Genomic DNA, 22853 nt, shown 5'->3' with positions numbered 1-22853 from the left:
TGCCAGGCTCTGCGGGCGCCGCCGACGCTTCGGGCGTGGCCGAAGCGTCGGGCAGAGGCACCGGCGCGGCCTGCGCGACATACGGCGTCGCGAGCAGCATGACCGCCGAAACCCCCACCGCCAAACTGGCGGCAACCGGCCTCCGCAAGCCGGTTCTTCGTGCATTGGACATGCGAGTGCCCACTCCTCTAGACGAGTTGAGTCCCTGATCGGACAGGCAAGGACCGGGGCACTGTGACAGGCGAGGACACAGCCGATCAACAGGCGGAGAGGTCGATTCCGCCCCTCCTGCGCGGAGTCGTGACCAATTGGGCACCAGGGTGACCTTTCCCACCCATCCATAAACTGCCGTTGATGGTGACTCAACGATCGTTCACTGCTAACTTTCCCCCGTTTAGGCCGGCGCATAAGTGGAATTGGGGCTTCCATCGCATCGCTTCGGCCACCGCAATCACCCTCTTCGCACCCATTTTCCGCAAGGTCTCGGCCCTCATGGCCGGGACCTTGTCTCTCTGCTGTCCACAGACGGAGGAACCCTCATGTCAGTCGCTGGCGTGCGCCGAAGAACGCGCACGTTCCGCTCACGGGTGGCCGGTCCGGTCATCCTGGCGCTCACCGCCTCGCTGCTCGGCGCCCCTGCGGTGCAAGCGGCGCAGGCCGGAACCGAGGCCTCCGAAGCGGACTTCTCGAAGATCTGGAAGCCGCCGCACCGACCGCTGCCCGGCACCAAGCCGGTCAAGGCCACCGACGTCGACGTCCGCAAGACCAAGGCGGTCCAGCCCCGTTACCCGGTGCCCGCGCGTTCCGCGGCCAAGCCCAGGACTCCGTTCCCCGCACCGGCCAGCGGCAGCGCCGACCTGACGGGCGCCCCCGGCACGGCACCGGTTCAGGCCGGCCGCCTGCCCGTGTGGGTGTCCCCGAAGGACACCACGACCAAGCCGGGCACGGCCAAGTCGGGCACGGCTGTGGCGGGCACGGCCTCGAAGGGCCTGAGCGGCAAGGTCACGGTGGTCCGCACGGACGACCGTTCCGCGCGTGAGGTCGGGGTCAACGGCGCCCTGTTCAGCCTCGCCGCCCAGTCCTCCGGTACGTCCGGTACGTCCAAGACGGCTTCCCACGTCCAGGTCGGCCTTGACCTGGCCAGCCTGCAGGCCGCCACCGGGGGCGAGTTCGCCTCCCGCGGCCGCCTGGTGACGCTGCCCGGATGCGCGCTGACGACGCCGAAGGTGCCGTCCTGCCAGGTGCGTACGCCGCTCACCACCCGCTACGACAAGGCGACGCAACGTCTGGTGGCCGACGTGGCGCTGCCGACGGCCGCCGCCCCGGTCCCCTCCCCCGTGGCGAGCGCGGGCGAGCAGAAGGCCGGCAGTCTACTGCTCGCCTCCCCCGCGGCCCCGATGCTGCTGGCCGCGGAGACGGACTCCTCGGGGCCCGGTGGCACGTACAAGGCGACCTCGCTCAGCTCCTCCCAGAGCTGGGCCGGCGGCGGCAGCTCGGGTGCGCTGACCTACGAGTACCCCGTCCAGCTTCCGGCTGCCCTGGGCGGGACCGCCCCCGAGGTCAAGCTGAGCTACAACTCCTCCTCGGTGGACGGCAAGACCTCCGTCACCAACGCGCAGGCGTCCTGGATCGGCGACGGCTGGGACTTCAACCCCGGCTTCATCGAGCGCGTCTTCAAGCCCTGCGACAAGGCCGGCATCCCCGACTCGGGCGACGCCTGCTGGGCAGGGTTCAACGCCTCCCTGTCCCTGGGCTCGCACTCGGGCACCCTGGTCCGCGACGACAAGGCGGGCTCGGCGACGGCCACCACCGACGCCGCCACCGGCACATGGCGCCTCAAGGACGACGACGGCACGAAGATCGAGTTCGGATCGGGTGCGGCCAACAGTGTCCGGGACGGGGCGTACGCGAAGGTCACCGATTCCTCGGGCACCACGTTCTACTTCGGCATCAACCACCTCCCCGGTGGTGACAAGACCGACCAGGCCACCAACTCCGTGTCCTCGGTGCCGGTCTACTCGCCCAAGAGCGGCCAGCCGTGCTACGACTCCGCCAAGGGCGCCGGTTCCTGGTGCACGATGTGGCAGCGCCTCTACCTCGACCACGTCGTCGATCCGCACGGGAACCTCACGACGTACGCGTGGGCTCCGGAGACGAACTGGTACAAGCGCGGTGCCGGCCAGAACAACGGCAACGGCACGATGACCGAGTACACCCGGGCCACCACCCTGAAGAGCATCGCCTACGGGCAGAAGCTCGCCGATCAGGTCGCCGCCAAGGGAGCGCTCCAGCCCGCCGCCAAGGTCGACTTCACCGTCGCCGAGCGCTGCGTCGCGGCCGGTACGGCATGTGAGCCGGCCAACCGGACCGTCGCCAACAAGGCCAACTGGTACGACGTTCCGGTCGAGAACGAGTGCAAGAGCACCGGCACCTGCGTCTACTACTCCGCCACGTACTTCACGACCAAGCGCCTGACGGAGATCACCACCCAGGTCCGCGTCAACAACGCCTGGAAGGACGTGGACCACTACCTGCTGGCCCACTCCTTCCCCGACCCGAAGGACGCCGGCAGCCAGCGCGCCCTGTGGCTGGACTCCGTCCTGCACACCGGCAGGACCGCGACGCCGAACCTCGACCTTCCGCTCGTGTCGTTCACGCCCGTGATGCTGCCGAACCGGGTGGACGGGACGAACCTCGTCCCGGCCCCGCCGATCATGAACAGGCCGCGCATCCAGACGATCCGCAACGAGACCGGCGGCGTCCTGAACGTCGACTACAACCTCGCCGACTGCTCGCGCATCAACAACGTGATGCCGGCGGCCGAGGACGACAACACCAGGGCCTGCTACCCGGTGCGCTGGTCCCCGCCCGGTTCGGTCGTCGACGCCGATCCGGTCCTCGACTGGTTCCACCACTACACGGTCAAGTCCCTGACCGAGAACGACATCGTCACGGACACTCCGCAGAAGATCACCTCGTACGCGTACGACTCCGCCGCCTGGCACCGTGACGACAGCGAGCTGACCGAGGCCAAGTTCCGTACCTGGGGTGACTTCCGCGGCTTCGCCAAGGTGACCGCCACGGTCGGTTCGGGCACCGACGGGCCCAAGACGCAGAGCTCGACCACCTACCGCCAGGGCATGGACGGGGACGTCCGCAAGAACGGCACCGCCCGCTCCGTGCACCTGACGGACGCCCTGGGCAGGGACGTGACGGACGTGGACTGGCTCGCCGGCCAGGTCCTGCAGACCGAGACCTTCGACCAGGCGGGCGGCGCCCCTGTCGCCCAGACCGTGCACGCCTCCAGCGACGAGGTCGCCACCGCCACCCACACCCGCACCGGTCTGCCCGCGCTGGTCGCCCGCTACCCGGGGACCAAGACCTCCACCACGAACCGGGCGAAACTGGCGGACGGCAGCTGGCGGACGAGTACCAGCACCCAGGTCACCGACCCCGACCACAACAACCGGACGAAGACCTCGCTGGACCAGGCGGACGGCGTCCCGGACCAGTGCACCCGTACCGCCTACGCGAGCGGACCGGACGCCCAGCGCACCGATCTGGTGTCCGAGGCCCTGAAGGTCTCGGGCGCCGACGCCTGCACCGCGGACCCCACCGCCGCGAACACGGTCTCCCTGACCCGTACCTTCTACGACGGCCTCGCCCACGGACAGGCGGGCGCCACGGCCGACGCGACCAAGAGCGAGATCCTGGACCGGTACGCCGCCGACGGCACCGCTGTCTTCGTCACCGCCTCCACCACCGCGTACGACGGTTACGGCCGCGTCATCTCGACGACCGACCCGAACAGCAAGGACGCGCAGCACCCGAACGGCGCCACCACCAGCACGGTCTACACCCCGGCCGCCGCCGGCGAGCTGCCCGGCACGGTGACGGTCTCCGCTCCCGTCCCCGGCCAGGCCACGGGCACCTGGGACACCGTCACCACCTATGACGCACGGCGGTCGGTACCGCTGAAGGTGACCGACCCCAACCAGAAGACCACGACCAACACCTATGACGCGCTGGGCCGTCTGACCGCGGTGTGGCAGCCGGGGCGTGCCCCCGAGTCCCACACCCACGCGAACGTGGTGTTCGGCTACCGCGTCTCCAACACGGTGGGCGTCCCCTCAGCGATCACCACCAAGAATCTGACCGTGGACGGCACGACCCCGGTGTGGACCACCGCGATCGAGCTGATGGACGGCTTCACCCACACCCGCCAGACGCAGTCCAATCCGGCGAACCCGGCCTACACCGGCCGCCTGGTGACGGACAGCCGCTTCGACTCGCACGGCCGGGAGATGGTCTCCAACGCGGCCTGGTACAACGACGCTTCGGGTCCGAAGGACGTCCTCGTCGCCGCCGCCGACAGCACCATCCCCTCACAGAAGCGGACCAGCTACGACGGCCGCGACCGGGCGACCGTGGTCTCGACGTGGTCGCTGGGCACCGAGCAGCACCGCACGACGACCAGCTACCCGGGTGCGGACCGCACCGACGTCCTGCCGCCGAAGGGCAGTGCACCGACGTCGGTGTTCACGAACGCCCTGGGCCACAACACCGAGCTGTGGCAGTACTCCACTCCCACGCCCACCGGTCGGGCAGCGGACGCCGCCGTCACCCGCTTCACCTCGACCCTCGACGGCGAGCCCCTGACCCGCAAGGACGCGGCGGGCAACGTCTGGTCGTACACCTACGACCAGCGGGGCCGGCAGATCGGCGCGAGCGACCCGGACCACGGTGTCAGCACGCAGACGTACGACGCGGCTTCGCGTCTGACCAGCAGCACCGACGCCAAGAACCGGACGCTGGTGTACACCTACGACCTGCTCGGGCGGAAGACCGGCCTGTACGACGGCAGCGTGAGCGCCGCCAAGCAGCTGGCCGGCTGGACCTTCGACACGGTCGCGGGCGGCAAGGGCAAGCCGGCCACCTCCACGCGCTACGTCGGCGGCTCTGCCGGCAAGGCGTACACCACCGCCGTGACCGGCTACGACGACGGCGCCCGGATGACGGGCACGACGATCACCATGCCCGGCACGGACGCGGGGCTCGCCTCCGGCACCTTCACGTACAGCGTCAGCACCACGCACGACCGGCTCACCGGCAACCCGAAGGGCACGGTCCTGCCGGCGCTCGCCGGGCTGCCGCTGGACGACATCGCGTACTCGTACAACGACTACGGCCAGATGTACAAGTACGCCGGTGCCACCACCTATGACACGCAGACCGAGTACGACGCCTTCGGGCGCGTGATCCGGTCCACCGTCAACCCGTGGGCCTCCCAGGTCGTGTCCACCACGGTCTACGACGAGGCCACCGGTCGGATCCGCGACCAGTTCACCGACAAGCAGACCTCGACCACCGGCGCGGTGCAGCAGACCGGCTACACGTACGACCAGGCCGGCCGGATCACCTCGCTCACCGGCATCGCGGACAACACGCCCGCGCAGACCGACCGCCAGTGCTTTGCCTACGACCACCTCGGCCGGCTGACGACGGCGTGGACGGACACCGGCGGCATCAGCCGGCCCGACCCGCTCACGCACCAGACGGCCGACCAGGGCGCGTGCGCGAACTCCACACCGACCAGCGGCGCCGTCGCCCCGGCGAAGACCACGGTCGGCGGACCGGCCCCCTACTGGCAGGAGTACTCCTACGACCTGACGGGCAACCGCACCAAGCTGGTCAACCGCGACCCCGCGGGCGACACCACGAAGGACGCCACCACCACCCAGACGTTCGGCGCCCCCGGGCAGCAGAACGCCCCGACGTCCGCTCCCGCCACGGGTGGCGGCACGGGTGGTCCGCACGCGCTGCTGACGTCCACGACGACGACCGGGACGACCACCAACAGCGACAGGTTCCAGTACGACGAGGTCGGAGCCACCACCTCCTACCGGGCCGGAAAGGCCGGCACGAGCAGCCTGACGTGGAACAGCGAGGGCAAGGTAGCCTCGCTGACCATGGCCGCCCAGATCAAGGGCATCGGCGGCAAGTGCCTGGACGCGCAGGGGGCTTCGACCGCGGTCGGCAGCCCGCTGCAGATCTACACGTGCAACACGGGCGCGGGACAGAAGTACTCCACCGCGAACAGCACGCTCTCCAGCGGCAACCGGTGCGTCCAGGCCATGGGCACGGCGGCCGGATCGACGATCACGTTCCAGGACTGCGACGGCGGCGCCGACCAGACCTGGACCGCACGCGCCGACGGCACGCTCCACAACCCCGCTTCCGGCCGCTGCCTGGCGGTGCCGGGCGACGTGAGCACCGACAGCACGAACCTCGTGCTCGGCGACTGCGGCACCACCGTGCCCGCCGGGCAGAAGTGGACCATCCCGAACACCACCACGACGTACCTGTACGACGCGGACGGCAAGCTGCTGATCCGGCGCAGCCCCACGACGGCCACGCTCACCCTCGGCAACGACGAGCTGACGGTGAACACGGCCACCCAGGCCCGCACCGGCATCCGCTACTACCCGATCCCGGGCGGCATGACCATCGTGCGCACCGGGGCGGGCACCGCGGCAGGCGGGTTCGTCGCCCAGATCGCCGACCATCACGGCACCAACAACCTGAGCCTCGACCTGTCGACGCTGGCCGCCAGCCGCAGCCGTACCGACGCCTTCGGCAACCTCCGGGGCACCCAGCCCTCGGGCTGGGCCGGAAACAAGGGCTTCGTGGGCGGCCAGAAGGACAACACCACCGGGCTCACCAGCCTCGGCGTCCGCCTGTACCAGCCGACGACGGGCCGCTTCATCAGCGCCGACCCGCTGCTGTCGCCAATGGACCCGCAGCAGTGGAACGGATATGCCTACGCGAACAACAACCCGGTCGGCAACTCCGACCCCGACGGCCGCATGTGCCTGCACGGCGCACCGGGCGGCGGCGCCGACGGCATCTGCGCCGGCGTCGAGGGGGACACCGACGGAGTGATCGGCGACTACTCGGACAACTGCGCCAACCCGTCCTGCCGCAAGGCCTCGGACGAGATGGCGCAGACCGCGCGCAGGAACGGCACCTTGAACAAGCGGCCGAAGGCCCGCCACCGGACGTACCACAAGGAGCCGACCGAGAACTACACGTTCAAGTACACCTACAGCTACCGGGAGTACCTGGGGCTCCGGGCGAACATGGGCTCGCCGGAGGAAATCATGACGATGTTCAAGGAGAACCCGCAGGCGGTCTTCCCGTTCGAGGTCGAGGGGTGCGAAACGATGTACGAGGGCGCCGCGTGCACCCTGTACCCGGGGCCCTTCAACAGCCGCCACTTCGAGTCGATCTTCGGCGGTCCCGGGGACGTGCGGGTCACGACGTCGGCCACCAGCTTCACCTTCGAGGTGGTGGGCAAGGGGTACTTCGACGACCGCGGTTCGACCATCACCTTCAGCATCGAGGAGAAGGGCGACTCCGTGTACCTCCGCCAGGACGGTGTGACGACCGGCTCCAAGGCCCTGCCGAGCATCGGGGTCAACGTCCTCGGCGCAGCCAAGCGGGAGTGGGGTAAGCAGTCCTACAACCTGCAGAAGCTGGTCTACAAGGAGCGCTACGGGATCAAGCTGAAGCACCGCATCGACCCGAATGTGTTCCCCCAGGGACCCAACGGCTGAGCCGTGCCCGACGGTTGACACCTCAGAAAGGGAAGTTCCCGGCCGCAACCCGCGGCCGGGGGCTTCCCCATGTCCGGCTACCGGCGCCACCTCCATGGTGAGGCAGCGCACCTCGGGAGACAGAACGATGCGAGTCTCATCGGCCCCCTATCGAGTGGAGCGACAACTCATCCGCCCAGGGCCAGGTTTTGTCCCTTTGATCAGCACCGGTTCCGGCCGAGTTGATCTATCCGGCCATGCGCGAGCCGCGCGAACAGGGGGCGGGAACGAGGCGGTTGGACACGGCGCCGGGAGGGAGACGTACGTACCGGCACGGTCGGGGTGAGCGTGTGGACCACGCTCACGGGCTGGGGTATGGCGCTCAGCGCCGCCGGCGCGGTCGGGTGCATGCTGTGGGGCGGGCTGTGGGGCGTCGGGCCGTACCCACCGCTGTACGCCGAGACGGGGATGGCCGGACTGTCCGTGCTCTTCACCGCCGCCTGGATCGTCTCTTCGCGCCGGGCCCCTCGGCGCAACTCTTACGGGACGCGGCGGGGCCCTGCGAGAGCACCACACTCCCGGTCGACGACCCGTGCAGCGGCCACGCATTCGTGTGGCTGGTCGCGTTGCTGATGCCGCTGGCCACACTGGCCTGCCGCGCCATGGGGCACATGTCTCCCCGGAGTACGGACGGGAGACCGCGGGGCTGGACGCGGCCGGATGGGGCGAGCATCCGGCGACCCGTGGTCCGGCTCGCAGGGGACCCGGTCCGCGGGCGGAACGAGTCCGACGAACCGGTGTTCTTCCCCACCGACGTCGTCCTCCGGATCCCCTATGACAACGGGCCGCGCGAGGTGACCAAGCGCGCGATGTACACCCGGAACGCACCTCCGAAAGCGGGCAGGACGATGGAGGTGTACTACGCGCCGGGCGACCCCAGCCCGGATTCACCGGTGCTGAAGGACGGCCGTCGCCAAAGGCAGGGTCTGGCCTGGCCTGGACTGGCCAACGGGAACTTCTGCCTCATCCTCGGACTCCTCCTGACCGTTCCGCCGGCGGCGATCCTGAAGAGCTCCCTCGACCGGGATATGACTCCCCGGGTACGGCGATTCACACCCGCCGTCCACCTCCCGGCCCTCGGGATCCTTCTCCTCGGACTGCTCCTGCTGCTGCCGACGGCCATCGGATGGTTTCGTACTATCCGAGGAACTTCGGTGTCTCGTCCGCCAGGTTCCCCACCGGAGCCGCCGCCTCCGCGTCCGCGTCAGCCCTCCGCTTGGCCTTCCACCGTCCGATGATCACTGCCGCCTCAGTCGCAGTGATCTCGACCGGGTCGTAGTCGTCGTGGCCCAACCTGTGGAGGTGCAGGAACTCGGTCGGGCGCCACCGCATGTCACGGGCAAACACCTGGTCCACAGGCGGGGTGGAATGGATCCTCCGCACGACTCCATGCGGGTCCTCCTTCGTGCAGGACTCGTTGACCCGCGCGTAGTACGTGATCCGGTCGACCCCCGCCGCTGCGGGACGCCCCGAGTCATCGGGTGGGAGGCGCCGGCGGTACTCCTCCCACGACGGCAGCCGACTCGCCGGCTGCGTCGGACTGACTTCGGTCGTCTCGAACTCAGCCGGAATGCGAAGCCGGTTCAGTTCGGAGAACGCCTCCTCCGACAACCTACGCACGGCATCGGGATCATCCGCGTACCGCCTACCGTCGATGACGAACGTCGCGGCCCAGTCATCGCCATCCTTGATCCAGACGTAACAGATGTCCCGATTCACGTCACTCATCAGCGGCCCTCCCCTCAATTTCCAGCAGCCCACCGCATCACTTCGGCCTTCGCCCCCTCCGGGGCCCACACCCACGCGCACGATGACGCAGTCGGTACCCTGCGCAGTTCCGGTCAGACCTGGCTTGACGTGGGCTCCGAACGAGCCACCACCTAGTACGCTGGGGCAACCGTTTACGGGTCACCTGCCGCCGCCAATGCTTGGAGCAACGGCGCGGCTTCGGCGCCCTGCGGCAGGTCGCTGACCTGGCCGTCGCCCACCTCCACCACCCGCCACACGCCGTCCTCCCGCAGGGCGAGGTCCGTCGTGACGAAGCGGCAGGCCAGCGCAGCGACCAGTGGTCGTACGAAGTCCGGATCGGGCTCCGGCCGTAGCTTCGGGGTGTCAGGGTGCGCCGTGAAGAGGACCGGTCGGCCGTCGACCCACCACAGGCGCGCCTCGCCGACGGAAGTGCGGAAGTCCTCGAAGGTCCGGATCACCACGCCCCCGGTGAGGAATTCGTCCTGCAACTCCACGAAACGGGCGACGACGGAAGCCAGGCGGCTCGTATCCGCCAGGTCGGGTACGAAGCAGGCCTCGTGCCACTCGTGCTTGCGGGACTTCACGTAGTCCTTGACGACCGCTGGGCCGCCGCCGAGACCGGTGGCCGCTGCGGCGAGTTCCGCCCGGGCCGGTGGCGTGCCGGGCCCGGTGGGGAGCCACACGCTGCGCGGGGTGACCGGCTCGAACGTCCCGTACCAGCCGGGGAGTTCGTGGGCCCGCTGATAGTCCTTCGGCGAGGTCACCAGCGTCACGCCGCGCGCGGCCAGGGCATCGGACAGCGCGCCGTACTGCCTGGCTGTGAGCATCCAGCCGCGGTACCAGGCCGCTCCGGAATCCTTCGGGACTCGCTCTACGGCGGCGGCCGCGTCACCGGCCGTCAGGGCATCGTGGTCGATCAGCGCGATCGGGTGGTCCAGGTCACGAGCCATGCGCGCCTCGTCCGCGAAGTGCTGGTCCGTGCGCCGTGGCCGGAGTGGATCAGCGCAGAAGATGAACGTCGCCCCCATGCGCGACACTCTATCCGTCCCGGCAGCCCGTCCTGGCGCGTACAGATCACCGGCGACCGAACATGTTCGGTCTTCCCAACGGCGCACCGAAAAGGCCGACTCTGCAGCTGCAAGGCTTGCCAGCGACTCCAGCCCGGTGATTCCCAAGCTTACTGCGCGAATTCGCCCTCCCAAAGAGGCACTTGACCGGCGGATCCTGCCGGTCAGTCGTGGCGGGCGACCTTGACCGCTGAGATCAGCAGGATGACCGCGAGTGCGGGAATGAGGACCGGGTCGGGGATCACCCCGAGCAGGAGTCCGCCGAGGAGCGCGCCGACAATCGAGCCCGTGGCCATGAGTCCGGCGAAGCGCAGGGTGGCGCCGAGGACGGCGAAGCTGCCGTCGCGGCTGTAGCGGGCGAACGCGACGAGCATCGTGGGCAAGGACACCAGCAGGGACAGGCTTCCCGCCAACCTGATGTCGGCCCCGTACAGCAGCACGATCGTGGGGATCAGCAACTCTCCGCCCGCGACGCCCATGATCGCGGCGACCACACCGATGCCGAACCCGGCGGCCACTCCGGCCACCACCTGAACGGCGGTCGGCACGGCGAGCGATCCCACGGCGGTGGTGTGCGTGACGATGAGCGCGGCAGCCATGCCGGCCATGAGGATCGCCAGGACCTTGTAGAGGGTGGCAGACCGCATCCGCATGGCCCACGAGGCTCCCGCCCATGCACCGAGCAGGCTGCCGGCCAGCAGGTTGACCGCGATCGTCCAGTGGGCGCCCAGCTCTCCGAAGGAGACCGCTGCCAGGCGGGCGGGCAGGGCGGTGACCACGACGACCAGGCTCATCGCCTTGTTCAGGATGACGGCCGACAGCGCCACGAACCCGAACATCCCGATCAGCAACGGCAGCCGGAACTCGGCGCCACCCAGTCCGATCATCCCGCCCAGCACACCCACCAGGGCGCCGACGCCGAAGACCAGCGGTGCCGATTGCAGCCGTGCGGATGCCACGAGGCTCTTGTCAGAAGTCACATCGATCATGCCCGTCCTCCGCGCATCAGGGCAGCAACCGCATGTTCGGTGTTGGTCATGTGTGCAGTCTCACTGACCCAAGAGGCCGCACCCAGTGGACGATCGCACCAGGCCACAGAGACGAGATCTGCGATCCGTCCAGGTCCTGATCGCGTAAATCACAGCACGATACGAGCCTTGCGGCGCATCTACCCGACATGGGGTGGCGAGCTGCGCGGGATTACCAGGCCGGATTCGTAGGCGAGGATCACGAGCTGGGCGCGGTCACGGGCATGGAGCTTGGTCATGGCCCGGTTGACGTGGGTCTTCGCGGTCAGCGGGCTGATCACCATGCGAGCCGCGATCTCGTCATTGGACAGGCCGTGCGCAACCAGAACGACGGCCTCCCGTTCTCGGCCGGTCAGGCCTTCCAGCACTGTGCCCGTGTCGGTGGGGAGCGGTTGGGTGACGTACCGGTTGATCAACTTGCGGGTGATCGAGGGTGCAAGGAGGGCGTCGCCGCGCGCGGCCACGCGTACGGCGTGCAGGAAGTCCTCCGGCACGATGTCCTTGACGAGGAATCCGGCGGCCCCGGCGGACAGGGCGTTGAAGACGTACTCGTCCAGGCCGTAGTTGGTGAGGATGACGACGTGGACCCCGGTCAGCGCCGGGTCGTCCGCGATGCGCCGGGTCGTCTCGATGCCGTCGAGGACCGGCATCTGGATGTCGAGGAGTGCGATGTCGGGCAGATGCTCTCTGACGAGCTGCAGGCCTTCCTGCCCGTTGGCCGCCTCGGCCACGACCTCGATGTCGTCTTCGAGGTCGAGGAGCGCGCGGAATCCGCTGCGGATGAGCGGCTGGTCGTCGACCAGCAGGACCCGGATCACGAGGCGCGTTCCACGGGGAGTTCGGCCTGGACGGTGAAGCCGCCCTCGCCGCGGGGTGCTGCCCGGAGTCGGCCTCCGAGGGCGGTGACGCGTTCACGCATCCCGAGCAGTCCGATGCCGGGCACGGGGGCGGGGTCCGGCGTGGCCTTGCCGTTGTCGTCGATCTGCAGGGCGACGGCGTCCGGGCGGTAGTCGATGTGGACCGATGCCGTGGTGGCGTCCGCGTGACGGGCGATGTTGGTGAGGGACTCCTGGACGATCCGGTAGAGGGTGCGGCCAACCGCGGCCGGAACGTCGTGCTGCTGGCCTTGGATCGTCAGTGTCGCCTGTAGACCGGTCTTGCCGGCCCGTTCCACCAGTTCGGGGATGTGGTCGAGGCCGTGCGGTGGGGTGGTGTCGTCGTCGCGCAGCGCCTCCAGGGTGGCGCGGAGCTCCCGGGACGCCTCCCGGCCGGCCTCCCGGATCGCCAGCAGGGCAGCCGGCACCGGTTCGCCCCTCTTCCTGGCCACGTGGACGGCCACTTCGGACTGCACCTTGATGACCGAGATCTGGTGCGTGAGCGAATCGTGCAGCTCCCGCGCGATGTGCAGCCGCTCCTCGTCGGCCCGGCGCCGCGCGGTCTCCTCCCGGGTGCGTTCGGCTTCGTCGGCCCGCTGCTCGGCCTGCCGGAGGGCTTCACCGGCCGCGCCAGCTGCGATCAGCCAAGCGATTTCAAGGGCGCCCCGGGCCTGCGCGAACGCCTCGCCCGTGTCGTGCAGGCCGGAGGCCAGGGCCGCGAGGGGGAGCGTTGCCAGCACGGCCACGCTCACCGCCACCGTGACGATGCGGTGTCCCGCCCGCATGGCCGCGTACACCGCGAAGAGGAACGCGACGGCAGCCACGTCGAACCCTGCCGCCTGGTACCCCACCGCGCACAGCCCGGTGACGGCGAGGACGGCAACCGGAGCCCGGCGGCCCGCGGCCAGCGCCAGGCCGCCCACCGCCAACAGCACGTAGCCGAGCAGGCCGAGGCCCGTGGCGGAGCGATGCTCCGACAGACCGGTGACCAGTAGTGCCGCCGCCACGCCTACGGCGATCAGCCAGTCCCTGACACCGGCCCGAACGCGGAACCGTCCTTTGCTCATGCGCGCACCGTAGCCCGAGGCCGCCGCGGGCGAATCCCACTCGCGGACGAGCGGCCGACTACCACGCACGCAGTAGCTCCGCAGCACCTGCCGCGGGCGTGGTAGAGCGAAGTGCCTGCGCCTGCTGGACGACTTGCCAGGGACCCGGCCGACATGCTCGAACCACATCCAGTCGTCGCAAGAGAAGGAGCACCCTGATGTCCGCTCGTCGCCTGTTCGCCGCCTCCGCGACCGCCCTGCTCGGCGGGCTCGGTCTTGCCACACCAGCGGCAGCGCACGCCTCGGTCCAGCCTGTCGCCGCCGGCGTCACCGACTTCAGCCTCGGGAGGCTCGGAGCCACCACCGGCGGGCTGCTGGGGCTGGCCGCCGTGGTCATCGCCGTGCTGGCGCTGACCCGACCCGCCAGTCGTCTCGGCATTGCCAACGGGTCGCTCGGGGCCACAGCAGCCGTGGTCGCGGGGCTGATCGCCATGGCTCTCGGCGGGCTGGTCGCGGCTGCCGCCGACGGTGGCCTCGGCACCGGCAACGGGCTGGGCGGAGCCTACGTGGCCCTGCTGTTCGGGCTGACCGGCACTGCACTGGGCGGGCGAGCTCTGACCCGCTCCCGCCGCACCCGTTGACCACAGCGGATACGTCTTCTGGCGCGGTCACGCCCTGCGGGCGGTCACCGCGCGACGTACCGCGTAGGCAGCGGCGCCGGCGGCCAGCACCTCGGCGGCCTGACCAACGACTATTCACCTGGCCGCTTGACATCCGCTGACGCCCGTCGTGCTTCGTCCTCACGCCTGGTCAAGCAGGCGACGACCCTGCTTTCGAACAGCTCATGGCCGAACTTCGAGTGCCTAGGGTGCTCGGCAGAGCACGCACCCCGGCCGGTCGTCGTCCTGGCCATCGCGCCCTTCCCCTCGCGCCCGATTCGGCACCACCTGCGCAGACGCGGCATCCGGTCGGTGATCCCATGCCCGCCGACCGGATCGCCCACCGTAAGCGCAAGGACCGCGACGGCGGACCGCCACCTGCCTTCGACCGCGAGGTCTGCAAACACGGCACCACCGTCGAACGGTGCATCAACCGCCTGAAAGCTGGCGCTGCCTGGCGACCCGCTACGAGAAGACCGCCACCGTTTAAAGGGCCGGACTCCTCATCGCCGGCATCTTCATCTGGTCCGCCTGCTGACCTGCTCAGCCAGCAGGGCTTTCTTGATCACCGTTGCCGAACCACCACTCGACGCCCTCAGAACCTGCGGCCCAAGTGTCCATGACTTCCTCAATCGCCAGCAGACCGACCGAGCGGCTGACTGTGACGCCGAGGGTGCAGTGATGATGCATCTCGACGCCCTGACGGCAGTGTCGGAAGCAGTAACCGCCTGCGCTGGTGGGCCTTGGGATGGGGCCCTTCGTTGCCTGCAGATCGCTGCGATCGCTGCGAGTCAGCGCGATCCTCAGCTTCCCGGACCTGGCTTCGAGGTGCAGCGGCAGCGAGAGGATCTTGCGCTGGTCACGGCGAGCGCTGAGGCAGGCGGGGCGGCTGCTGATCTGCGGGCCCGCGCCCAAGCTGATGCTCTGGGTTGGAAGCAGGTGACCGAGCAGCTCGATCTGTTGCACGGCTGAACCTCGAACGGAGGTGTCCTGACCGTCAGGCCGCGGTCCGCAAGGGGGCCGGGGGGCTGACGCTGCTGCGGCTGAGACTTCACGCTGGCCGTGTTTCGCGTGAGTCGGAACCTTCGCAGTCCCACTCTCGCCCTGGCTGTGGATTTCTGTTTCCGAGCTTCTCGTACGGGGTCGAGGGCCGTGCGGGCGAGAGAGACAGCGTGCTCGAACCCGCCGCCACGGATCACGATCCTCGCCTCACGGAGCCGACGTGCGGCGGTGGGCCGGCTTCCACCGTACGGCCGAGGTTGTCTTGCTGGTGCAGTCCCCTGCCCGTGTGCTGTTCGCGCGCTGCAGCACGGTGAGAGGGTCGCTGCCTGCGTGCCGGCTGAGCGCCATGCTCGGCATGGGCCTCTGCCGGTGCGCTGGGCACCGGCAGAGGCCTCAGGCTGCACTGTTCAGGAGGAGGTCGGGGCGCTGAAGCGGCAGTCGGCGGAGAAGGCCGAGGTGCTGGTTCCGTCGTTCGTGCGCACCCGCCATCCGTAGCTGCGTCCGGGGGTGAGCGTAGGGACGGTGACGGTAACGCTGCCCTGGCCCCTCACCTTGGCGCTGGCCGATCGTGAGTCGCCCAAGGCGATGGGTTGGCGGGTGGGGTCGGCTATGTCCCAGACCTGGAACTCTGCCCAGACTTCCGCCGACGGGTCCGGGTGGGCGACGGTGGCACTCAGCGTCGGGGTAAGGCTTGTTGCCGTGCCGAAGTCGAGGCCAAAGGCCTCGACAGGCAGGTGGCAGCCCTGCGACAGCGCGGCGAAGGGTGTGCTCTGCATCTCGGTGCTCTTGCCGGTGGGGGCGGTCAGCTTACCGGCGTGCGAGGCGGCCTGATCGTCACGCATGGGGTAGTCGAAGGCCTCGACGCGCTGGATCGAGCCGTTGAAATAGGCGTTGTTCGCGCCGTTCACCTTGTCCCTGCCGACAACGAACGGGCCGGTCGCCGACCACGGTGCGGTATGTGCGGCGAAGGTCTTCTTGGCGCCGTTGACGTACAGCGTGATCATGCCGGCGGCGGCGTCGTACACGCCGGTGAGGTGTGTCCACACCTCCGGGGTGGCAGGGGCGATGGCCTGGTCGACGCTCCAGCCGCTGCTGTCCGTCTTTGGCATGCCGAAGCGCCAGGTGCTGTCGCCCTTGTTGAACCAGAGCATCATGCCGCTGATGTTCTGCCCGTCCTGGGACACCACCGCAGAGGTATCCGCTCCGGCGGCGACCTTCGCCCAGGCCGAAACGGTGAAGCTGCGCTGGGTGTTGATCACGGATCCGCCGGCGGTGACGGCCGTGTCGGAGCCGTTCAGCTTGAGGGAGCCGCCATGGTCCGCATCCCAGGAGACGCTGCCGCTGGGGGAACCGGTGTGGCCGCCGGATCCGCCGGCGGTGCCTCCCGCGGAGTCGAGCTTCCAGGACAGCTGCGGACCTCCCTGCGTCCGGCCGAAGACGGGAGTGTGGTCGGAGTACGCGTCGGTGGCCGGCGCGCACTGCGGCTCCCACGTCTTGTCGCCCGGCTTGAGCCTGCAGTCGGGCTGCTTGGCGATCGAGTAGTCCGTCCAGTCGGCCAGGCCCGTCCACGAGTCGCAGCCGGTGAACCCATCGGTGGAGAACAGATAGTCGATCTTCGAAGTCTGGAACCCTGTTTGCGAGGTGATCGCGTAGTCCTTGGGCTCACCGACCGGATTGCCGTCATTCACCTGCATGATGCGGGTGACCTTGGTGGTCTCGTTGGACGCCTCACCGGGGTAGTACGCCTGCTGATCGCACTCCGACATGAGGCTGAAGAGCGGCTGGAGCTTGTCCTGCACGCTGGTGTTGAAGTCTCCACCAAGAACCACCGAGGGGAACTTCTTCACTACGGCAGCGACCGTGTTGATCTGCTGGTTGTAGTACGTGGCGGCTGTCGTGGCGTCCACGTCGCCGTCGAAATTGGAGACGTGGGTGGTGCACAGGTGCTGCTCCCAGCCCGCCACCTCCACGCAGAGCACGGTGCCGCGGTTCATCGAGAGGTTGAGCGGTGTGCTGAAGTCAGTCTCGCTCTTCCAAGTGATCTGGCCCCTCACGCCGATGGCCACACCCAGTGTGCCGCTGAGGCCGCGGCAATCGGAACCTTCCTCATCGATGAGTTCGATCCCGGAGCGCTCGGGCTCCGGGTCCCCCTCGTTCGGTCGCGTCACACCCGCCAGAGCGAACGTCCATCCCTGCGCCCAGGCCTCCCCCTGGTCAGCCAGGTTCTTGAGCGTCGCGTCGAGCGCACCTATGTGGCTGACCGAGCACACCTCCTGCAGCATGACCGCATTGAGGTTCTGCTCCTTGATGACCTTGACGATGCCGTCGACCTTCTTCTGGGGCGTGTTCCGGTACGGGCAGTAGCCGGCCTGGCCTGCTACTGCCCCGCCGGCCTCGCCACACATGTTCCATGTCATCGTCCGGACCGACTCACGGGTATAGGCCGTGCCCGCCGCATCCCCCGGGGTCGTCTCCACCGCCGCTGCGGGTATCGCCTGACCCGCAAGCAGGGCAACCGCCACCAAGGCGGTCGCCAGCGCATGCAGCCAGCCAGCCGCAAATCTACTCATCATCACTCACTACCGGACCTATGGGTGCCCGATCCCCCCGCCCGAGCTCAGGGCAGTACCCACGACTCTGCCAACGAGACTGAACATGATCAATACGCACGCAGGCACCAGACCCGACGGCCCTTCACCAGTACAGGTGTGCTGGTCAACGCTCTCTGAATTTGCTCCCCCCTGGCGAGTCTCTGCAAGTTGACCCCGTGTCGTTGGTCGTCGACTGCCCTGGCGGTGCCGGCAGGACTGTCAGCCGTGGATGCCAGAATCGTCGGCATGCCGCTGTGCGACTACTTCTCCGCCACTGACGATCAGGCTGCCGTCGCAGTCCTCCAGACTCCTGGAGGCCCGGGGCAGGCGGAACTCGACGTGGTCTTCCTCAAGAACATCGACCCGGTCGTCGCGATCGCCCAGCTCGAAGCCATCATGACCGGCTGCAGCTATGACGAGGCCGGCGAGCGCCCGCGGTCCGGCAAGGTGCTGTCCGAGCCGGAGGACGGCCCGCCGTTCGTGGTCAGCCTGACAGACACCCTGATCGATGCCCTCGCCACGGCGTCGCAGGACGACCTTGTCCGCTTTGCCAAGCTGTGGTCGATGACCGAGGAACTCCGGCAGATCGGGATCGGGGCCGAGGTCACGGCCGATGTCCTGGAAGCCCTGGCCGGACTGGCTCAGCGCGCTCAGGCTTCCGACCAGCGACTGTATTGCTGGTGGGCCCTGTGACTCACCGATGTGCGGCGCCGTTGTAGGAGTCTCCGGTGAGGGTGAGGACCTCGGCGTGGTGGACCAGGCGGTCGATCATCGCGGCCGCGACGTCGTCGTCGGAGAAGGTCTCGCCCCAGCCATCTGGAGGGCCGATCAGCGGGCTGCCCAGCAGATGTGTCCGCGCTGCCGCAGTCTCGGCGATCTGCGTGAGACGACCGGCTGGTGCGGTCACAGTTCACGGCCTCGGCAGCAGTAACAGCCTCCCAGGACCTGCCGCGTGTGCGGCCAGCTGCGGCGACAGGCCGGATTGGGGCTGCGCTCGGCCTGCTGGCAAAAGCACCCTGGCCGTCCCTTCATCCGGGGGAACACCTCCGCGACCGGCTCGCCGATCCACCATCCTGGCTGGGAGACTTCGTCGCTCATGTCGCTGCCCGACGCTGCATCACCAGAGCCTGCAGCTTCGTCACCGACCTCGGCGGACTCCTGGAAGACGGGCACTCCACCTCGCCTCGGGCCCTGCTGGAAAGATCCCGCAGGCCAGGGCGGTCGATGGGCTCCTTCGCCCGCGCACTCGAGGAGTTCTTCACCCTCCACCACCTGGCCCTGCCCACCGACCAGGCCGAACGGCTCGCCGCCGGTTGCCGTCGTTGCCGCTGGCAACGACGCTTCGAGGCCGTCCCCGAACCGCTGCGGCAAGCGTCGCCGCCTTCAACACCTCCCGGATGCGGGCCCAGGACCGAGCGCGCCGAGCGCGCACCCGTCCTCGCAGCAATCACACCCTGGAGACGGCCCTGGCCACCCTGCGTGACCTGGCCCCTCTTCCTGGTCAACGAACCGGACAAGAACGACTGGTCCCTCGTCGACGTGCACGATGTCGAAGCCTTCCTGTCCACCCTGCCCAAGGGACGCAAGCGGCGGCTGACCGTGCTGCGGCAGTTCTTCCGCTTCCCGCGGTCCCAGAAGATGCTGCTGGTCGACCCCACCCGCCGGCTGGTCGCGAAGGAGGCGAACGGCTTCCGCGGCCAGACCCTCGCCGTCGACCAGCAACGCGAGCTGTTCCGGCGGTGGACAACCGACAAGCAAGTGCACCCGCATGAAGCGGTGATGGGCATGCTCGCTCTGCTGCATGGCGCCTCCAGCTTCGAGATGCGGATGCTGAAGATCGACGACATCGACCAGCAGGCCCATACTGTCCGGCTAGGGAAGCGACCCCATCCCGTCCCCCTGGACCCCGCTTCCTGGACGGTGCTGGAGCGGTGCCTGGCACACCGTGAGGCATGGCGGGCGGATAACCCGCACGTCATGGTCACCAAAGGAACAACGGCCGGGCGGAGCCCGGCCTCAACTGCCTATCCTTCCCACGTCCTTGACGACTGCGGCTGCCCGCCCCGCATGATCCGTAGCACCCGTCTCGTCGACCTGGTGAACACCATGGACCCCAAGCTCGTCGCCGCGGCCTTCGGCATGGACCCGCAAGCCACCCTGATTCCATCTCGCCGACCATGTCGACCCGGGGCGCCTGCCCGATCGCTGAGCATCGGCCGGCGTCAGAGAATCCGCTGGTCAGAAGCCTCGCCATCCTCCAGACTCGGGTGTGTGCGAGGGGCCCTCGGTGATCAGCGCAGGGAACCCGTGACTGGAGGAGAAGGAACGATGATGGCCCACCTGCGACTCGCCTGGGTCCTGTCCGGACATGGTTGGGCCGACTGCATCGTCAGCGACCACCAGGCGGAAGCCGAAGTCACGGCCTCCTTTATCACCGCTGCCCCCGAAGATCTCTTGACGGCGGTAACACGTCTGGTCGTCGGCGAGACCGATTGCCGAGCACAGTTCGAGGCCGAGCCCACCGCCCTCCGATGGATCTTCTACCGTGAAGGCACCAACGTGTGGATCCGCCTACTGGAGCTGGCCCACAGCAGTGACCACGACAACACTGGGAGCGAGATCTGGTCCACCCAGCAGAACATCGATGTCGTTGCCCGAGCCGTGATCCGTTGCTTCGACGAGGTCGCGAAGGAGTACGGCGAGAGCGCATACCGCGGCAAGTGGGGGGAGCCCTTCCCCCGCACCGAGCTCGAAGCCCTCAGGGCCGCGTGGCGCGAACGCCGAGGCGACTGGACGGCCTCTTGGGCACCGTCGAACCCGTGAAGTTTCGGCAGCACCGGCACGGGTTCGCCGGAACATGTGCGCTTTCCCGAAGGGCAGGTTCGAGGTCACCACCACCGACCCTGCTCGTAACGCGAGGCTATGAGCTGGAAGGACAGGTTGGCCGCGTCCTGGTCGAACGGGATGTAGCCCACCTCGTCAATGAGGAAGCGTCGACACCGTGAGGTGCTGGCCGCAATGGTGTGGATCGAGGTAGGCGGGCCCTCAAGTCGACTGCCAGAGGTGTCGCGTTGTCCGGTCCGCCGGTATCGGCGTACTCATGAGAGTGCTCCACCGAGTACAGAGATCTGTGCATCAATCTTCGCCACCTGCTCGAGTCCAAAGCCGCGCCGTGCCGAGTACTGTCGCCCCGACAGGGGCGTCATGGAGTCACTAGGGACCCTGTTCATGGCCGCAGCCTGGGTGTTCCGCTGGCCGGCCTGCTGGGCGGGGTGATTGTCGTTGTAGCTGTCACACGTTGGCGCCGTCGCGCAATCAGCGCTCTGGAGAGGGACGATGAGGAGCAAGGCGGACCCGCCTTCCGGATATCCGGTCGGTAGGGAAGCGCGAGCGCTTGTCACCTGACAGCTGCCCAGACCCCGCCCTCCGAGGCGGCGTCAGCAGGATTGCTGTCACCGAAGGTGCATCGTTCCTGTCACCTTGAGATCGTTTGTGGTCGGACCCTCGACACAGACAGCCCCAAGGAGACGAGTTGATCACGGAGTACCAGCAGAAACTGCGCGAGCGCTACATCGCCGCCACCGTCATGCCGGCCCCGGAGCCGTGGCAGCCGGTGCTGGACCACAGGACCCCCATCGGGGGTCTGCTCGGCATTGGCTTCGCCGTCCATCCCGACAGCGGGCACGACCTCGTCATGGTCGTGTCCAGCGACGGTCATGGACTCTTCGACGCGGTCACCGGCGAGAAGGTCGCCCGCGATCGGGACCCAGACCCCGACACCAGCACTCCGGACGCATCGCCAGAGCTCACCTGCCCCGGGCTGGGCCCGATCGAGGGCACGCCGGTGCGTATCGCCGGGCTCTTGGGCGGCGGCCTGCACAGCACCACACCAGACGGCTGGACGCTGGACGTCGTCAGCCCCGAGTGGCCCCACGACCGCGTCATCCTCTCCGCCGACGGCGGGTCCCACAAAGGCCCGGCGGGAGGGACGTGGTGGCACATCTTCCACTCCGAGTACTCAGAACTCCGCGCAGCCGGGTTCTCTCCCTCCGGCCTGACCCTGGCGGTCGCCACCAGCAGCGACCTCACCCTCTGGACCCGACCTGACCTCCACTTTGACGGCTGAGCGGGCAGCAGGACAGTGGGACAGCAGGCGAAAGGCCGACAGATGCATCCGGCACGAACGCGCTTTCGCTGTGCCACGGGGTTCACACGGCGTCCGAAACGCATGTGTTCGATGAGCCCGGTCACGTCGTTGAACCACGCGACACCCCACCCCTGCACCCCAGGAGACCGCTACGTACCCCCCTCCTGACCGACTTGCCGCTCCCCTTCCTGCCGGACCTCTCAAGCCCTTCGGGGCTCAGGTCCGTGTCTTGATCCCTCGCCGCGGCGCCGGCGCGTTCCGCTCAGCACGTCCGGATATGAGGAGGCAGGCATGACGAACAACTCGGGCAATGCGCCATCCACAGCTGAGGCGGAGACCGTTTCGGCATCCGAGCAGTTGCTGTTCGGCGGTGGGCTCGCATTCGACCAGGGCTGGAGCCAACACCGCGGCACCTGGGTGAAGCTGGGCATGTGGAGCATGCCGTGAGCATTCCCCGGCAGGTCGGCATCGCCGTGAGGCTGGCACGGCAGGCCGACAAGCGGGGCCCTCTACACGGTGGCGGCCAGCGAAGCCGGCCGGGGCGTGGCGTAGACGTTCTCCCTCGTGGCGGTGAACACGCTGCTGGCCGCGCTCTTGGCGTCGGGGATCCTGGTCGATCGGCTGCGGGGTGCCCTGCCTGCGCTGCTGTTCGTGTCCGTGATGGCGGTCCTGTCCTCGCTGCTGAAGTCGGCGTCGACCGCCTCGACGGGGATCTTGGAGCCGAAGGTCCAACGGGCGGCCACCGAGCGATACCTGGGTCTTGTCGCGCGGGTGGAGATGGACGCGATCGAGGACGACGCCTTCTACAAGCTGATGGACTCGGTGCGGTGGGGCGCCGACGGGGCCAGTCGAATGGTGGGCTACTGCACGGCCGTGGTCGCCTCGGTGATCTCTCTGATCGCCGCGGCGAGCGTGCTGACGGTGCTGCACTGGGCGCTGTTGCCTTTGCTGGTCGCGATGGCGCTGCCCAGCGCGTGGGGATCGTTGACGATGGCCCGGGCGCAATAGGTACTGGGATGTTCCGCAGGGCATAC

Annotated in this window: 16 protein-coding genes; 7 read left to right on the top strand and 9 right to left on the bottom strand. The window is 68.6% G+C overall.

Annotation, left to right across the window (positions count from 1 at the left end; all coding sequences use genetic code 11):
• The first annotated feature begins 539 nt into the window (after positions 1-539).
• Entirely contained in the window at positions 540-7616 is a 7077-nt protein-coding gene (locus ACFV9D_RS27430; protein ID WP_385151577.1) for a ricin-type beta-trefoil lectin domain protein, read from the top strand.
• Positions 7617-8792: 1176 nt separating this feature from the next.
• Here ACFV9D_RS27430 and ACFV9D_RS27425 read toward each other — a convergent pair.
• The 5 genes from ACFV9D_RS27425 to ACFV9D_RS27405 all read right to left on the bottom strand — a co-directional run bounded on the left by ACFV9D_RS27425 (position 8793) and on the right by ACFV9D_RS27405 (position 13441).
• On the bottom strand, positions 8793-9383 hold the full coding sequence (locus ACFV9D_RS27425; RefSeq protein ID WP_385151575.1) for a hypothetical protein: 591 nt from the start codon (positions 9381-9383) through the stop codon (positions 8793-8795).
• A gap of 173 nt (positions 9384-9556) precedes the next feature.
• Positions 9557-10432, bottom strand: a complete 876-nt coding sequence (locus ACFV9D_RS27420; RefSeq protein ID WP_385151572.1) for an ATP-grasp domain-containing protein — start codon at positions 10430-10432, stop codon at positions 9557-9559.
• Between the two features lie 203 nt (positions 10433-10635).
• Positions 10636-11460, bottom strand: a complete 825-nt coding sequence (locus tag ACFV9D_RS27415) for a sulfite exporter TauE/SafE family protein (RefSeq protein ID WP_385151569.1) — start codon at positions 11458-11460, stop codon at positions 10636-10638.
• A 179-nt stretch (positions 11461-11639) separates the two neighbouring features.
• Positions 11640-12317, bottom strand: a complete 678-nt coding sequence (locus tag ACFV9D_RS27410; RefSeq protein ID WP_385151566.1) for a response regulator — start codon at positions 12315-12317, stop codon at positions 11640-11642.
• The gene (locus ACFV9D_RS27405) at positions 12314-13441 is read right to left on the bottom strand and encodes a sensor histidine kinase (RefSeq protein WP_385151563.1); all 1128 of its coding nucleotides are present in this window, start codon (positions 13439-13441) and stop codon (positions 12314-12316) included. The genes ACFV9D_RS27410 and ACFV9D_RS27405 overlap by 4 nt, the downstream gene beginning before the upstream one ends.
• A 197-nt stretch (positions 13442-13638) precedes the next feature.
• On the opposite strand from ACFV9D_RS27405, the gene ACFV9D_RS27400 reads away from it, so the two are divergent.
• On the top strand, positions 13639-14061 hold the full coding sequence (locus ACFV9D_RS27400) for a DUF6223 family protein (RefSeq protein WP_385151561.1): 423 nt from the start codon (positions 13639-13641) through the stop codon (positions 14059-14061).
• A 561-nt stretch (positions 14062-14622) separates the two neighbouring features.
• Here the strand turns inward: ACFV9D_RS27400 and ACFV9D_RS27395 are convergent.
• Together ACFV9D_RS27395 and ACFV9D_RS27390 are read right to left on the bottom strand one after the other, a co-directional pair.
• On the bottom strand, positions 14623-15045 hold the full coding sequence (locus ACFV9D_RS27395; RefSeq protein WP_385151558.1) for a hypothetical protein: 423 nt from the start codon (positions 15043-15045) through the stop codon (positions 14623-14625).
• 443 nt (positions 15046-15488) lie between these two features.
• A complete protein-coding gene (locus tag ACFV9D_RS27390; RefSeq protein ID WP_385151555.1) occupies positions 15489-17651 on the bottom strand; it encodes a LamG-like jellyroll fold domain-containing protein in 2163 nt (720 codons plus the stop codon).
• 246 nt (positions 17652-17897) lie between these two features.
• Between ACFV9D_RS27390 and ACFV9D_RS27385 the strand changes: the two genes are divergently transcribed.
• Entirely contained in the window at positions 17898-18365 is a 468-nt protein-coding gene (locus tag ACFV9D_RS27385) for a hypothetical protein (RefSeq protein WP_385151553.1), read from the top strand.
• A 1-nt stretch (position 18366) separates the two neighbouring features.
• On the opposite strand, the gene ACFV9D_RS27380 is transcribed toward ACFV9D_RS27385, so the two are convergent.
• Positions 18367-18579: an ATP-binding protein gene (locus tag ACFV9D_RS27380; RefSeq protein WP_385151550.1), complete on the bottom strand. Its 213-nt coding sequence runs from the start codon at positions 18577-18579 to the stop codon at positions 18367-18369.
• A 572-nt stretch (positions 18580-19151) separates the two neighbouring features.
• On the opposite strand from ACFV9D_RS27380, the gene ACFV9D_RS27375 reads away from it, so the two are divergent.
• Entirely contained in the window at positions 19152-20495 is a 1344-nt protein-coding gene (locus ACFV9D_RS27375) for a hypothetical protein (protein ID WP_385151547.1), read from the top strand.
• A 65-nt stretch (positions 20496-20560) separates the two neighbouring features.
• Here ACFV9D_RS27375 and ACFV9D_RS27370 read toward each other — a convergent pair whose 3' ends face one another.
• On the bottom strand, positions 20561-20647 hold the full coding sequence (locus tag ACFV9D_RS27370; protein WP_385151755.1) for a hypothetical protein: 87 nt from the start codon (positions 20645-20647) through the stop codon (positions 20561-20563).
• 557 nt (positions 20648-21204) lie between these two features.
• Between ACFV9D_RS27370 and ACFV9D_RS27365 the strand changes: the two genes are divergently transcribed.
• From ACFV9D_RS27365 to ACFV9D_RS27355, 3 genes are all read left to right on the top strand, one after another.
• Entirely contained in the window at positions 21205-21798 is a 594-nt protein-coding gene (locus ACFV9D_RS27365; RefSeq protein ID WP_385151545.1) for a hypothetical protein, read from the top strand.
• A gap of 312 nt (positions 21799-22110) precedes the next feature.
• A complete protein-coding gene (locus ACFV9D_RS27360; RefSeq protein ID WP_385151543.1) occupies positions 22111-22266 on the top strand; it encodes a hypothetical protein in 156 nt (51 codons plus the stop codon).
• 123 nt (positions 22267-22389) lie between these two features.
• Complete coding sequence (locus ACFV9D_RS27355; RefSeq protein ID WP_385151540.1) at positions 22390-22827, top strand: hypothetical protein; 438 nt, start codon at positions 22390-22392, stop codon at positions 22825-22827.
• Positions 22828-22853 lie beyond the last annotated feature (26 nt).

The sequence above is a fragment of the Streptomyces sp. NPDC059875 genome (assembly GCF_042731085.1).
In the GTDB taxonomy this organism is placed as follows: Bacteria; Actinomycetota; Actinomycetes; order Streptomycetales; family Streptomycetaceae; genus Streptomyces.
The sequence above is the reverse complement of the archived record's forward strand: the minus strand, read 5'-3'. Positions and strand labels throughout refer to the sequence as shown.

What these genes read in the sequence shown, in the direction of transcription:
- ACFV9D_RS27405 (WP_385151563.1), bottom strand. Translation starts at nt 13,441, where the DNA reads ATGAGCAAAGGACGGTTCCGCGTTCGGGCCGGTGTCAGGGACTGGCTG.
- ACFV9D_RS27390 (WP_385151555.1), bottom strand. Translation starts at nt 17,651, where the DNA reads ATGAGTAGATTTGCGGCTGGCTGGCTGCATGCGCTGGCGACCGCCTTG.
- ACFV9D_RS27425 (WP_385151575.1), bottom strand. Translation starts at nt 9,383, where the DNA reads ATGAGTGACGTGAATCGGGACATCTGTTACGTCTGGATCAAGGATGGC.
- ACFV9D_RS27360 (WP_385151543.1), top strand. Translation starts at nt 22,111, where the DNA reads ATGACGAACAACTCGGGCAATGCGCCATCCACAGCTGAGGCGGAGACC.
- ACFV9D_RS27420 (WP_385151572.1), bottom strand. Translation starts at nt 10,432, where the DNA reads ATGGGGGCGACGTTCATCTTCTGCGCTGATCCACTCCGGCCACGGCGC.
- ACFV9D_RS27400 (WP_385151561.1), top strand. Translation starts at nt 13,639, where the DNA reads ATGTCCGCTCGTCGCCTGTTCGCCGCCTCCGCGACCGCCCTGCTCGGC.
- ACFV9D_RS27430 (WP_385151577.1), top strand. Translation starts at nt 540, where the DNA reads ATGTCAGTCGCTGGCGTGCGCCGAAGAACGCGCACGTTCCGCTCACGG.
- ACFV9D_RS27415 (WP_385151569.1), bottom strand. Translation starts at nt 11,460, where the DNA reads ATGATCGATGTGACTTCTGACAAGAGCCTCGTGGCATCCGCACGGCTG.